Here is a 12,179-nt window from a genome sequence, read left to right as displayed (position 1 = left end):
AGTAACCGTCCCCTACGGGGTGCGCCGGCGCAGGGTCACCGAGCCGAGCACGATGGAGCCGACGATCCAGGCGCAGATGACGAGGATCTTCGCCGCGATCCACGCGGCGCTCTCGGAGTCGTCGGCGACCGCTTGCAGCGCGTCGATCGCGAAACTGAGCGGCAGCCACTCGCTGATCACCTCGAGCGCCTCGGGCAGCTGGTCGCGCGGGATGAAGATGCCGCCGAGCAGGATCTGCGGGAACACGAGCACAGGCATGAACTGCACGACCTGGAACTCGGAGCGCGCGAAGGCGCTCGCGAGGAGCCCGAGCGCCGTGCCGAGGAGCGCATCGGCGACGGCGACGGCGAAGAGGAGCCAGATCGACCCTGCGATCTCGAGGCCGCACACCCACACGGCGAAGGAGACGGCGATCGCGGTCTGGAACACCGCGAGCAAACCGAACGCGAGGGCGTAACCGAGGATGAAGTCGCCCTTGCCCATCGGCATCGAGAGCAGCCGCTCGAGGGTGCCGCTGCGGCGCTCCCGAAGGGTCGAGATGCTCGTGACGAGGAACATCACGATGAAGGGGAAGAGCGCGATCATCGCGGGGCCGATGTCGGAGAAGACGTCGGTGTCGGTGAAGATCCATGCGACGAGGCCGATGAGCAGGCTCGGCACGATGAGCAGAAGGCCCACGGTGCGCGGGTCGTGGCGGATCTGGGTGAGCACACGGCCGGTGGTCGCGAACGTGCGCGTGAGGTTCATCGCTGCGCCTCCGTCTCGCTCGTCGGCCGCAGGTCGGGCTCACCGCGCTCGATGAGGCGCAGAAAGGCCTGCTCGACATCGTCGGCGCCGGTGACCTCGAGCACGCCGCGCACGGTGTCGTCGGCGAGCAGCCGGCCGTCGCGCATGAGCAGCAGGCGGTCGCATCGCTTGGCCTCGTCCATGACGTGGCTCGAGATCAGCAGGGTGGTGCCGTCATCGGCGAGGCTCCGGAACAGGCCCCACAACTCGACGCGGAGCACGGGGTCGAGGCCGACGGTGGGCTCGTCGAGTACGAGCACCTCGGGTCGGCCGAGGAGCGCCGCCGCCAGTGAAACCCGGCTGCGCTGCCCGCCCGAGAGCGAGCCGGCGAGGCGGCCGGCGACGGTGCCGAGGTCGGTGCGTTCGATGACACGGTCGATGTCGGATGCCGGTGCGCCGACGATGCGCCGGAAGTACGCGAGATTCTGGCGCACGGTGAGGTCGTCGTAGACGCTCGCCTGCTGGGTGACGTACCCCATGCGCTTGCGGAGCGGGCGACTGCCCGCCGGCAGCCCCAGCACCTCGATCGTGCCCGACTTCACGATCTGCACGCCGACGAGGGCACGCATGAGCGTGGTCTTGCCGCTGCCGCTCGGGCCGAGGAGGCCGACGATACGGCCGCGGGGGACCGCGAGTGAGAGCCGGTCGAGCACGGTCGCACCGCCCCGGACGATCGTGAGGTTCTCGACGATGACCGCGGCGCTGGCGGCGCTGGCGGCGCCGGCGGCGTCTGCGGCGGCGTCTGCGGCGGCATCCGAACTATTCATCATTTGCTGAATTGTGCGCCGGGCGAACGACGCTGTCAAGCGAGTCGGGACGCCCGGTCAGGTGCCATTGCACCGCTGGCGCGACCCGGCGCACGAGCTCGTCGACGCTGACCGACGCCACCGGCTCGAACTCGAGTACGTACCGCACCATGATCACGCCGACGAGTTGCGAGGCCGCGAGCTCGGCCCGCAGATCGGCGTCGTCGGCATCAGGGAGTGCCGACGCGATTCGCTGCATGATCTCGCGGCGCAGGAACTCGCGCAGCATGCGAGCGACCGGGCCCTGGCCGATCGCGGAACGGAGTGCCGCGACCGCCGCCGGACGCACCGCGCCGGAATCCCAGGCGCCGAGCACCGCGCGCACGAGCCGTTCGCCGAGTTCGTCGATCGGGGCGGCGAGTGCGTCGCGCACCAAGCGGTCGGGGCGCAACGGCACCTCGACGACCTCCGCCACGAGGGCCTGCTTGTCGTCGAAGTAGTGGTGCACGAGCGCCGGATCGACGCCCGCGCGCCGAGCGATCGCCCGCATCGACGCGGCTTCGTAGCCGTGCTCGCCGAATTCGGCCGTCGCCGCCTCGAGGATGCGCGCACGGGTGTCGCCGGCCTTCGCGCCACGGGGGCGACCTCTCCGGCGGGGTTCTGCGTGCTCCGTCACAGGCTGAGCCTATGCCCGGAGGCGGCCGTCGAGTTCCTCCGAGTCTCATGGGAAGCGCAGGCCGCTGTGAAGGCCCCTCGGTAGGATGGACGCACAGCAACCAAGCTCAGAGCGCTAGGAGTCCGTGCCATGGAATGGCTCATCCCCGTCATCATCGTCGTTGCGCTCGTGGTGATCATCGGCATCTACCTCTGGGCCACGTACAACTCCCTCGTCACACTGAACGTGCGTGTCGACGAGGCGTGGAGCGACATCACGGTGCAGCTGAAGCGTCGCGCCGACCTGATTCCGAACCTCATCGAGGCGGTCAAGGGCTACGCCGCCCACGAGAAGTCGGTCTTCGAGAACGTCACCCGGGCTCGTGCCGAGACGTTGTCGGCCCAAGGCCCCGGTGAGGCCGGTGCTGCCGAGAACCACATGCAGCAGGCGCTGAAGTCGATCTTCGCGGTCGCCGAAGCGTACCCGCAGCTGCAGGCGAGCCAGAACTTCCTCCAGCTCCAGTCCGAGCTCGTCGACACCGAAGACAAGATCCAAGCTTCGCGCCGGTTCTACAACGGCGGTGTGCGCGAGCTCAACACGAAGATCAAGGTGTTCCCGAACACGCTCTTCGTGCGCAACCTCGGCTTCCACGAGCGTGACTTCTTCGAGGTCACGGAGCCCGCGGCCATCGCAGAGCCGCCGCGCGTTCAGTTTTGATGGACGCCCTGCTGATAGACGCCGTCAAGCGCCCATCAAGGTCGAGTAGCGCCGCGCGGAGCGTGACGCGTATCGAGACCCCGAAGGGTCATTGATGTACCGCGCGATCGCGAAGAACAAACGAAACACCGTCTTCATCGTCTTGTTCTTCCTCGCCATCATCGGTGGGCTGGGGTGGCTCGCAGCGGTGATCTACGGCGACGTCACGATCGTCATCGTCACGCTCGTCATCGCGTCCGCCTACGCGCTGTTCCAGTACTTCACCGCCGATCGGCAGGCGCTCTCGATGTCGGGCGCGGTCGAGCTGCAGTCCAAGGCCGACCACCCGCGGCTCTGGCGAACCGTCGAGAACCTCTCGATCACCACCGGCACGCCGATGCCTCGGGTCTTCGTCATCTCAGACCCAGCGCCGAACGCCTTCGCCACCGGCCGTGACCCCGAGCACGCCGTCGTCGCCGCGACGACCGGCCTGCTCGAGATCATGGACGACGCCGAGCTCGAGGGCGTCATGGCCCACGAGCTCGGGCATGTGCGCAACTACGACATCCGGCTCTCGATGGTCGTGTTCGGTCTCGTCGTCGCCGTCGGTTTCATCTCCGACATGCTCGTGCGCATGGCGTTCTTCGGCCGTGGCAACAACAACGGCAACCCGATCGTCATGATCTTCGGGCTCGTGGCGATGCTCATCGCCCCGCTCGTGGCGAGCCTCGTGCAGCTCGCGGTCTCGCGCCAACGTGAATACCTCGCGGATGCCACGGGCGCGATGACCACCCGGCACCCCGACGCGCTCGCGAGCGCCCTCGAGAAGCTCGAGACCTACGGTCGGCCCATGAAACGGCAGAACTCCTCGATGGCCCACCTCTGGATCGCCGATCCGTTGAAGCCCGGCATCATGGACAAGCTCTTCGCCACCCACCCTCCGATCGCCGAGCGCGTCAAGCGACTCGAGCAGATGGGTGGCGCGTTCTAGCGCCGCGTGCGACCGCGGCGCCGTCGCTCAGGCGATGCGCAACTCCGCCGTCAGCGCGGGGGACAAGTCGCCGCGGCCGGCGACGGCGACGTCGCCGAGCCCCTGCCACGCGGCAGCCCGCCGCAGCACCGGTACGATGCGCGCCGCAGCGTCATCGGGAGCCCCGGGCTCGTTCCAGGCGGATTGCACTCTGAGCACCCCGGCCTTGCGATCGCTCTTCAGGTCGACGCGACCGACGACCCGATCGTCGATGAGCACCGGAAGCGAGTAGTACCCGAACTTGCGATCGGGTTCGGGAGTGTAGATCTCGATGCGGTAGTGGAAGTCGAAGAGGCGCTCGGTGCGCGGCCGGAACCACACCACGGGGTCGAACGGCGAGAGCACCGCGGCCGTCTCGATTCGACGTGGCCGTTTCGCGTCGCGGTGCAGCCACGCGGGGGTCTGGCGAGCGCCGGTGGTCCAGCCTGGCACCTCCACCGGCAGCAGCACGCCGGCCTCTTCGAGCTCGCCGATCGCCTGCCGCACGGGCACGCGCTTCATGCGCCAGTAGTCGGCGAGGTCGGCTTCTGTAGCGATGCCGAGAGCGGATGCTGCGAGTCTCACGAGCTCGCGCACGGCGTCGGCCTCGATGGGCGCGGTGTCGAGCAAGTGGCTCGGCAGCGCCTGCTCGGGCAGCGCGTAGACACGCTCGAAACGGCGCCGCTCGACGCACACGACTTCGCCGGTGCGGAACATCATCTCGAGCGTGCGCTTGACGTCGGACCAGCCCCACCAGGGGCCGCGTCGTTCGTTGGCGTCGTGCTCGATCTCGCTCGCCCGCATGGGGCCGTTCGCGGCGAGCTCGGCCTTGAGCCATTCGGCCAGTGGGGCGTCTTCGGCGACCCACCCGCCCCAGTCGGTGCCCTTCGTGCGGAAGGCCGTGCGCCGGAACTCGAAGAGCGGCCAGAGCTCGCGCGGGATGTACGCCGCCTGGTGCGCCCAATACTCGACCATGCGGCCGCGACGCCCCGTGGTGATGCGGTCGAGCGCGCCCCGATCGTAGGCGCCGACCCGACTGAACGCCGGCAGGTAGTGGCTGCGCTCGAAGACGTTGACCGAGTCGATCTGCAGCAGGCCGAGTCGATCGATCACCCCGTTGACGGCGCGGGTGCCCGGCGCTTCGAGGAGCGGTCGGGCGAAGCCCTGCGCGGCCAGGGCGATGCGGCGGGCGAGGGCTGGGCTGACGACGTCGACCATGATGACTTCGACGATAGCCGGGACCGCCGACACGCGGGGTTCGGTCGACCGCGAGACATCCGATGCCTCATACCGCTCGGTTCATACGCCGCGCCTAGAATGGAGTTATGACGGAGTCCAGGGGGCGGATACGGGGCCGACTGTCACGGCGCACGACGGACGCTTCGGCGCCGGCGCAGCCGCCGGAGGACGCACCAGATGCAGTGACCGAGTCGATCCCGTTCGGGGTGCGGCTCGCGGCAGGCTGGGCCTGGCGGCTCCTGCTCATCGGCGGTGTGCTCGCGGTCGTCGTCTTCCTGATCATCCAGCTTCGACTCATCGTCATTCCCATCCTCGTCGCGGTGCTCGTCGGAGCCCTGCTCGTGCCGTTCTCAGCCCTCCTGCAGCGGCATCGCTGGCCGAAGTGGCTCGCGGTGACGGCCGCGATGCTCTCGGCGCTCGTGGTGGTCGGTGGGCTGCTGACGCTCGGCATCACGCAGATCGTGCGCGGCTCCGGTGAGCTCGCCGCGCAGTCGCTCGTCGCATGGGACGATTTCCGCGAGTGGCTTCTCGAGGGTCCGATGCACATCACCGAGTCCCAACTGAACGACTGGGTCGATCAGATCATCCAGTCCGTGCAGCAAGACACCGGTGTGCTCGTGAGCGGCGCGCTCTCGGTGACCACCTCGGCCGGTCATTTCCTCGCAGGCATGCTGCTCGCGCTCTTCGCGACGCTCTTCATCCTCATCGACGGCCGCGGCATCTGGAACTGGATCGTCGGGATCTTCCCCCGACGGGCGCGCACCGCCATCGACGATGCCGGCAACGCGGGGTGGATGACACTCCAGAACTTCGTGAAGGTGCAGATCCTCGTCGCCACGATCGATGCGATCGGCATCGGCCTCGGCGCGTTCTTCCTCGGCGTGCCGCTCGCTGTGCCGATCGCGATCCTCGTCTTCCTCGGTTCGTTCATCCCGATCGTGGGTGCGGTGGCGACCGGCGCTCTCGCGGTCTTCGTCGCGCTCGTCTACCTCGGGTTCTGGCCGGCCGTGATCATGCTCGGCATCGTGCTGCTCGTGCAGCAGGTCGAGGGGCACGTGCTGCAGCCGCTCATCATGGGTACGGCCGTGAAGGTGCATCCGCTCGGCGTCGTCCTCGCAGTTGCCGCCGGAGGGTTCCTCGCCGGCATCCCGGGCGCACTGTTCGCCGTGCCCGTGGCTGCCGTGCTCAATGTCATGGTCCTCTCCGTCGCGAGTGGCGCATGGAAAGACGATGCGACTCCGCCCGGTGCGCCGGGGCGCGCACCGCTCTGGCGCACCGTGCCGCGACGTCCCGGGTACAAGCGAGGAGAATGAACGAGTTGAAGACTGCGATTCCCGGGCCGAGCCTCGACGATTTCGAGCACGCGCGGGGCGTGGTCTCCGCCATCGCGAGGGTGACTCCGATGGAGTCGTCCCGGTTCCTCGCCGAGCTGCTGGGTGTTCCCGTTCACCTCAAGTGCGAGAACCTGCAGCGCACGGGCTCCTACAAGCTCCGTGGCGCCTACCACCGCATCTCGGCACTGACCGAGTCCGAACGGGCGCGGGGCGTCGTCGCGGCTTCGGCCGGCAACCACGCGCAGGGCGTCGCGTTCGCCGCGCGTGAGCTCGGCATCCGCGCGACGATCTTCATGCCGGTCGGCGTGGCGTTGCCGAAGCTCGAGGCGACCCGCGCGTACGGCGCAGAGGTCGTGCTTCGCGGCGACTCGGTCGGTGAGACGCTCGAAGCCGCGGCCGCCTTCGCGAACGAGACGGGCGCGGTCATCATCCCGCCGTTCGATCACCCCGACGTGATCGCCGGCCAGGGCACCCTCGGTCTCGAAATCCTCGACCAGGCACCGGATGTCGCGACCATCGTCGTGCCGATCGGCGGCGGCGGTCTCGCCGCGGGCATCGCGAGCGCGGTCAAGCAACGCGCCGCCGAACTCGGGCGCACGATCCGAGTGGTCGGGGTGCAGGCCGAGAACGCGGCGCCGTACGTCGCATCCCTCGCCGCCGGGTCGCCGCAACACGTGCCGGTGGTGCCGACGATCGCCGACGGCATCGCCGTCTATCGGCCCGGAGAGCTGAACTTCGAGATCATCCGCGAGGCCATCGACGAGGTCGTGACCGTCACCGAAGACGACATCGCCCGGGCGCTGCTCGTGCTGCTCGAGCGCGCGAAGCTCGTGGTCGAGCCGGCCGGCGCGGTCTCGGTCGCCGCGATCATGACCGGCCAGATCTCCTCCGACGGCCCCGTCGTCGCGCTGCTCTCGGGCGGCAACATCGACCCACTGCTCATGCAACGGGTGATCGCGCACGGGCTCGCGGCATCCGACCGCTATCTCACGCTCGGAATCGGGCTGCCCGACCGCCCGGGGCAGCTCGCGCACATCGCAGAGCTGCTTGCGGAAGCCAACGCCAACGTGATCGAGGTGCTGCACACCAGGCACGGCTCTGGCCTGCAGATCTCGGAGGTCGAGCTGAAGCTCTCGGTCGAGACTCGCGGCCCCGATCATCGTGCCCAGGTCGTCGCCGTGCTGCGTCGTGCCGGATACGAACCGGTCATCTACAACGAGTAGCCGCCCTGCAGCGTGGAGCCGCCGCTCGAGCGCGGTAGCTCGCCCTACTGGCCGCCCCAGGTCGCGACGCCCGTGACCTCGACCGGGATCTCGCGCCCGTTGGGTGCGGTGTAGCTGGTCTTCGCGCCGACCTTCAGGCCGAGGATCGCGGCGCCGAGAGGGCTCTGCGTGCTCCACACGTCGAGCTCGGAGTCACCGGCGATCTCACGGCTGCCGATGAGGAACGTCTCTTCGTCGCCCGCGATGATCGCGGTGATGACGGTGCCCGCCTCGACGACCCCCGTGGATACGGGCGCGTCGGCGACCTCTGCGGTGCGCAGCAGCTCTTTCAGCTGCCGGATGCGGGCCTCTTGCTTGCCCTGCTCGTCTTTGGCGGCATGGTAGCCGCCGTTCTCCTTGAGATCGCCCTCTTCGCGCGCGGACTCGATTCGCTTCGCGATCTCTTCACGGCCGTGGGTGGAGAGGTGCTCGAGCTCCGCCGCGAGGCGGTCGTAGGCCTCCTGGGTGAGCCAGGTGACGGTGGCGTCTTGCGCCATGATGCACACTCCCGTGTTCTTCACGCTTCGCGTTCTTCACGCTGAATACGTTCTTCATGCTGTAGAGACGTGACGCCCCGACGAATGCCGGGGCGAATGTCCCATGTTAGGTGAGCCAGCAGCGGTAAATCAAACCCGTGTTCGCCTCCTGCGCGACCCGCACCGTCTCGGTGAGGCTGCGGATATGCCGGGTCGAGGCCGGCACCGCGATGACTTTCCAGCCGACGACGGTGAAGTCTTCATTCAGTGCCTGCACGATGCAGGCACTGTCGTTGCCGGCCGGTACGGAGAGGTTCCAGCTGACTTCGACCGCGCGCTCCTCGTTGATGAGGCGGTGACCGGTGTCGGTGACCTCGATCTGCGGTTTCTGGCCATCGAGACCGGCCCAGACGACCCATGCGACGAGCACGATCGCGACGGCAACCGCACCGGCGACCAGCAGGAGTCGATCACGGGTGCGATGCGAGCGGGTGCGCCCGTAGCGCGCGGCGAGCGCGTCGTTCTCGAGCTCTGCCACCGCACGGCTCCTTCGATCTCGATCGTCTAGTCTTGTACCCAAGCTTAACCCGCCCGGTGGAGCCGTAGCTCGCCCGTGAAAGAGAGTCCGATGCTCGTCCTGCCCACGCTGATCCTCTCGGCAGAAGACGAGGAGTTCGACCCGAATACCGTCACACCGGGCATCTGGGGGTTCGTGCTCACGTTCCTCGTCATGCTGGTCGTGGTGCTCCTCGTCGTCGACATGGTGCGACGCATCCGCAGAGTCAACTATCGTGCCGAGGTGCGCGAGCAGCTCGAGGCGGAACGTCTCGAGGCGGAACGGCTCGAATCAGGGGAGCACGACGCCGAGATGGGCGAGGCCGACGGCCAGGCGACGGATGCCTCGGGTGAGACGCCGAACGACACGAACGACGGCCCCGACGGGGCATCCGCTCGCTGACAAGTCTCTCGCGGTCGGCAGCGCCCCTCGGTTCAGCCGAGATGGTACGCCGGTGCCATGGCGATGAGCAGCGTCGCGGTCCAGTGGCACATGAAGGCGAGCACCGTGCAGGCGTGGAAGATCTCGTGGAAGCCGAAGACGCCCGGCCACGGATTTGGCTTCTTCAGCGCGTAGACGATCGCGCCGGCCGTGTACAGCACGCCGCCGACGATGACGAGCACCATCATCGCGGCGTTCACCGCGAGCAGGTCGCCGAGGTACATGACGGCCGCCCAGCCGAGCAGGAGATAGAGCGGCACGTAGAGCCAGCGCGGTGCGGTGATCCAGAACACCCGGAAGCCGATGCCGAGGAGCGCGCCGGCCCAGACGAGGCCGAGCAGTAGCCAGCCCTTGTCGGGCGGCAACGCGAGGATCGCGAGCGGTGTATACGTGCCGGCGATCAGCAGGAAGATGTTCGCGTGGTCGATGCGCTTCAGCGCGAGCTTGGTCTTCGGATTCCAGTCGACGCGGTGGTACAGCGCGGAGTTGCCGAAGAGCAGCATCGAGGTGAGCACGAACACCGCCGACGCCCACTTCGCCGGGGCGCCTTCGGCGAGCACGATGAGCACGACGCCGGCCACGACGGTGACGGGGAACGTGACGGCATGGATCCAGCCCCGCCACGTCGGCTTCACCTCGCCGGTCTGGGCGAGTGAGTCGTCGAGCAGGGGGATGTTCGGCAGGTCGGGGCCGTGCGCCTCGCGGGCCACCGCGGTGTCGCCCACATCCTCCGCCGCGACCGGGCGGGAGAGCTCTTCCGCTGGATCGTGTGCTGCGCGGCGGCGCTTCGAGGGCATGCAGACAGCGTATCCGCCTTCGTCGCGCGTCCGTCTGCGAGTGGCGGATGCGCCGGAGCGGTAGCGTAGTGCCGTGCAGACGAGCGATGAGCCCCTCGGTCGCGGCATCCTCTACCGCCTCTACCAGAACCGGCTCCGCCGCGGACTGGACCCGGCGGCGATGCCGCGCCATGTCGCGATGATCATCGACGGCAACCGCCGCTGGGCGAAGCAGCTCGGCTACGACACGGCGGCGCACGGCCACCGGGCCGGCGCGGCGAAGATGCGCGAGTTCCTCGAGTGGTGCGACGACGCCGGCATCTCGACCGTCACCCTCTACCTGCTCTCGAGCGACAACCTCGGCAACCGGCCGAGCGCCGAACTCGCCGACCTCATCGAGATCATCGCCGAACTCGCCGAAGAGCTCTCGCACTATCGCGACTGGCGAGTGCAGCACGTCGGCTCGGATGCCGGGTTGCCCGAGACCCTCATCGCGGCCCTCGATGCCGCGGAGCATCGCACGGCCGACAAGGGCGGCCTGCACGTGAACCTCGCGGTCGGCTACGGCGGGCGCAAGGAGATCACCGATGCGATGCGCTCGATCGTCGCCGCCCACCACGCCGAAGGCCGGAGCCTCGAAGACCTCGCCGAACGACTGACCCCCGACCTCATCGGCCAGCACCTCTACACGGGCGGCCAGCCCGACCCCGACCTCGTCATTCGCACCTCGGGGGAGCAACGGCTCAGCGACTTCATGCTCTGGCAGGCCGCGCACAGCGAGTTCTACTTCGTCGAGGCGCTCGGGCCCGACCTCCGCAAGGTCGATTTCCTGCGGGCGCTGCGCGACTACGCGAAGCGTCATCGTCGCTTCGGAGGGTGACCGGCGTCGCTTCGGAGGGTGACCGGCGTCGCTTCGGAGGGTGACCGGCGTCACCTCGGTCTGAAAGACTGTGCTGGCTGGCAGATCTCTGCCTCGGACGAAGGGGCACGCACACGTGACCATTGACGATTTCACCGCCGGATTCACCGCTGAACCCGGGTATCTCGACTACGGCCGGGTGGGGCCGCTCTCGACGGTCGCGGCTGAAGAGACCCTCGTGTTCACCCAGGTGCTCCAGCGCGCGCGCTACGGCAGCCTCGACGCGTTCACCGAGCAAGACCGACGGGTGCGCGATGCCGCATCGGCCGTCACCGGGTTTCCCGCAGACCAGATCGTCTTCCAGCCGAACACGACCCAGGGCATCATGCACGCGATGTTCGGTCTCACCGGCGGCGTGCTGCTCTCCGCCGAGGAGTTCCCGAGCCTGCCCATCGCCGCCGTGCGCGCGCAGGAAGCGCTGCACACGGTGCAGCCGGTCTGGCTCGAGACCGACCACGGCAAGGTGACTCCGGGTCAGATCCGGGAGCAGCTCGAGTCGAACGTCGCCGCTGTCGCCGTGAGCCTCGTCGACTCGCGCACCGGCTACCTGTGCGACATCGAGGGCATCAGGCAGGTCATCGGCGACCGGCTGCTGATCGTCGACGCCATCCAGGGCTTCGGCGTGGTCGACGCGCCATGGGAGGCAGCCGACATCGTGCTCACGGGCGGTCAGAAATGGTGCCGCACCGGTTGGGGAACCGGCTTCATGGCCGTATCGGCGCGCGCGCTCGAACAGTTGACGCCCGTGTTCTCGGGCTTCACCGGCACCGAAGAGGCCGAGCCGTGGGGCGAGGTTCCGCCGCCCGCTGCCGACGCCCGCGCGTTCCGTGTGTCCAACCCCGACCCGATCGCCGAAGCACGACTGGCCGCGGGCCTCGAAGAGATCGCGGACGTCGGCGTCGCCGCGATCAACTCGGCCGTCGCCGACCGGGTGAGCCGCACCATCGAGCTGGCCGACGAGTACGCGATCGCCGTCATCTCGTCACGCGCCGAGCGGGAGCGCGCCGGCATCGTCGTGCTCGAGCCGCCGACCGAGCAGGTCACGTTGCTGACCGCGTCGCTGCACAATCACGGCGTGACGGCGACCACCCGAGCGGGGCGCGTACGGCTGTCGGTGCATGCGGCGACCTCCGACGAGACGCTCGAGATGCTGCGAGCGGCGTTCGTGTCATACGGCACGGCTGCGTCGTACTGAGCCGCGTCGTACTGAGCGGCCTCGTCGTGGTCGGGGCGTCGTCGCGATCGGCGTGGTCTGTGCGGGCTTGTCGAGCCGCGACATCCGCT

The 12,179-nt window shown here is 68.6% G+C and carries 14 protein-coding genes; 7 read left to right on the top strand and 7 right to left on the bottom strand.

Features of this window, described 5'->3' with window-relative positions; genetic code table 11:
* Positions 1-12: 12 nt before the first annotated feature.
* Genes AC1C2R_RS19970 through AC1C2R_RS19960 form a run of 3 tightly spaced genes read right to left on the bottom strand, consistent with a single transcriptional unit; the run spans position 13 to position 2,208 of the window.
* Entirely contained in the window at positions 13-747 is a 735-nt protein-coding gene (locus AC1C2R_RS19970; RefSeq protein ID WP_495353360.1) for an ABC transporter permease, read from the bottom strand.
* Entirely contained in the window at positions 744-1,556 is an 813-nt protein-coding gene (locus AC1C2R_RS19965) for an ABC transporter ATP-binding protein (RefSeq protein WP_495381039.1), read from the bottom strand. Before AC1C2R_RS19965 ends, AC1C2R_RS19970 begins: the two co-directional genes overlap by 4 nt.
* Positions 1,546-2,208 (bottom strand): TetR/AcrR family transcriptional regulator, encoded by a 663-nt coding sequence (locus AC1C2R_RS19960; RefSeq protein WP_495381038.1) that lies wholly within the window; start codon positions 2,206-2,208, stop codon positions 1,546-1,548. The genes AC1C2R_RS19965 and AC1C2R_RS19960 overlap by 11 nt, the downstream gene beginning before the upstream one ends.
* Positions 2,209-2,337: 129 nt before the next feature.
* Here AC1C2R_RS19960 and AC1C2R_RS19955 point away from each other — a divergent pair, with 129 nt between their 5' ends.
* Positions 2,338-2,904: a LemA family protein gene (locus AC1C2R_RS19955; protein WP_495353363.1), complete on the top strand. Its 567-nt coding sequence runs from the start codon at positions 2,338-2,340 to the stop codon at positions 2,902-2,904.
* 94 nt (positions 2,905-2,998) lie between these two features.
* The gene (locus tag AC1C2R_RS19950) at positions 2,999-3,874 is read left to right on the top strand and encodes a M48 family metalloprotease (RefSeq protein ID WP_495381037.1); all 876 of its coding nucleotides are present in this window, start codon (positions 2,999-3,001) and stop codon (positions 3,872-3,874) included.
* Positions 3,875-3,901: 27 nt separating this feature from the next.
* Here the strand turns inward: AC1C2R_RS19950 and AC1C2R_RS19945 are convergent, their stop codons facing one another.
* On the bottom strand, positions 3,902-5,110 hold the full coding sequence (locus tag AC1C2R_RS19945) for a winged helix-turn-helix domain-containing protein (protein ID WP_495381036.1): 1,209 nt from the start codon (positions 5,108-5,110) through the stop codon (positions 3,902-3,904).
* 107 nt (positions 5,111-5,217) lie between these two features.
* Between AC1C2R_RS19945 and AC1C2R_RS19940 the strand changes: the two genes are divergently transcribed.
* Both AC1C2R_RS19940 and ilvA read left to right on the top strand, forming a co-directional pair.
* Entirely contained in the window at positions 5,218-6,444 is a 1,227-nt protein-coding gene (locus tag AC1C2R_RS19940) for an AI-2E family transporter (protein ID WP_495381035.1), read from the top strand.
* Complete coding sequence (gene ilvA / locus AC1C2R_RS19935) at positions 6,441-7,688, top strand: threonine ammonia-lyase (RefSeq protein WP_495353367.1); 1,248 nt, start codon at positions 6,441-6,443, stop codon at positions 7,686-7,688. The genes AC1C2R_RS19940 and ilvA overlap by 4 nt, the downstream gene beginning before the upstream one ends.
* Positions 7,689-7,732: 44 nt before the next feature.
* Here the strand turns inward: ilvA and greA are convergent, their stop codons facing one another.
* Together greA and AC1C2R_RS19925 are read right to left on the bottom strand one after the other, a co-directional pair.
* The gene (gene greA, locus AC1C2R_RS19930; protein ID WP_495354400.1) at positions 7,733-8,224 is read right to left on the bottom strand and encodes a transcription elongation factor GreA; all 492 of its coding nucleotides are present in this window, start codon (positions 8,222-8,224) and stop codon (positions 7,733-7,735) included.
* A 106-nt stretch (positions 8,225-8,330) separates the two neighbouring features.
* Complete coding sequence (locus AC1C2R_RS19925) at positions 8,331-8,741, bottom strand: DUF4307 domain-containing protein (RefSeq protein ID WP_495381034.1); 411 nt, start codon at positions 8,739-8,741, stop codon at positions 8,331-8,333.
* Between the two features lie 90 nt (positions 8,742-8,831).
* Here AC1C2R_RS19925 and AC1C2R_RS19920 point away from each other — a divergent pair, with 90 nt between their 5' ends.
* Positions 8,832-9,161 (top strand): hypothetical protein, encoded by a 330-nt coding sequence (locus AC1C2R_RS19920; RefSeq protein WP_495353369.1) that lies wholly within the window; start codon positions 8,832-8,834, stop codon positions 9,159-9,161.
* 32 nt (positions 9,162-9,193) lie between these two features.
* Here the strand turns inward: AC1C2R_RS19920 and trhA are convergent, their stop codons facing one another.
* Positions 9,194-9,997 carry a PAQR family membrane homeostasis protein TrhA gene (gene trhA / locus AC1C2R_RS19915; protein ID WP_495381033.1) on the bottom strand — a complete coding sequence of 268 codons (804 nt, stop codon included), beginning with the start codon at positions 9,995-9,997 and terminating at the stop codon, positions 9,194-9,196.
* A 73-nt stretch (positions 9,998-10,070) separates the two neighbouring features.
* Here trhA and AC1C2R_RS19910 point away from each other — a divergent pair, with 73 nt between their 5' ends.
* Positions 10,071-10,856, top strand: coding sequence for an isoprenyl transferase (locus AC1C2R_RS19910; RefSeq protein ID WP_495381032.1), 786 nt, complete (start codon positions 10,071-10,073; stop codon positions 10,854-10,856).
* A gap of 115 nt (positions 10,857-10,971) precedes the next feature.
* Entirely contained in the window at positions 10,972-12,090 is a 1,119-nt protein-coding gene (locus tag AC1C2R_RS19905) for an aminotransferase class V-fold PLP-dependent enzyme (protein WP_495381031.1), read from the top strand.
* Positions 12,091-12,179 lie beyond the last annotated feature (89 nt).

This window comes from Agromyces sp. Y182, from assembly GCF_059445385.1.
This window is presented reverse-complemented; position numbering and strand designations above follow the sequence as displayed.

Excerpts from the sequence above, each read along its gene's own strand:
- AC1C2R_RS19970 (WP_495353360.1), bottom strand. The coding sequence starts at position 747 with ATGAACCTCACGCGCACGTTCGCGACCACCGGCCGTGTGCTCACCCAG.
- AC1C2R_RS19965 (WP_495381039.1), bottom strand. The coding sequence starts at position 1,556 with ATGATGAATAGTTCGGATGCCGCCGCAGACGCCGCCGCAGACGCCGCC.
- AC1C2R_RS19955 (WP_495353363.1), top strand. The coding sequence starts at position 2,338 with ATGGAATGGCTCATCCCCGTCATCATCGTCGTTGCGCTCGTGGTGATC.
- AC1C2R_RS19950 (WP_495381037.1), top strand. The coding sequence starts at position 2,999 with ATGTACCGCGCGATCGCGAAGAACAAACGAAACACCGTCTTCATCGTC.
- AC1C2R_RS19945 (WP_495381036.1), bottom strand. The coding sequence starts at position 5,110 with ATGGTCGACGTCGTCAGCCCAGCCCTCGCCCGCCGCATCGCCCTGGCC.
- AC1C2R_RS19940 (WP_495381035.1), top strand. The coding sequence starts at position 5,218 with ATGACGGAGTCCAGGGGGCGGATACGGGGCCGACTGTCACGGCGCACG.
- ilvA (WP_495353367.1), top strand. The coding sequence starts at position 6,441 with ATGAACGAGTTGAAGACTGCGATTCCCGGGCCGAGCCTCGACGATTTC.
- greA (WP_495354400.1), bottom strand. The coding sequence starts at position 8,224 with ATGGCGCAAGACGCCACCGTCACCTGGCTCACCCAGGAGGCCTACGAC.
- AC1C2R_RS19920 (WP_495353369.1), top strand. The coding sequence starts at position 8,832 with ATGCTCGTCCTGCCCACGCTGATCCTCTCGGCAGAAGACGAGGAGTTC.
- trhA (WP_495381033.1), bottom strand. The coding sequence starts at position 9,997 with ATGCCCTCGAAGCGCCGCCGCGCAGCACACGATCCAGCGGAAGAGCTC.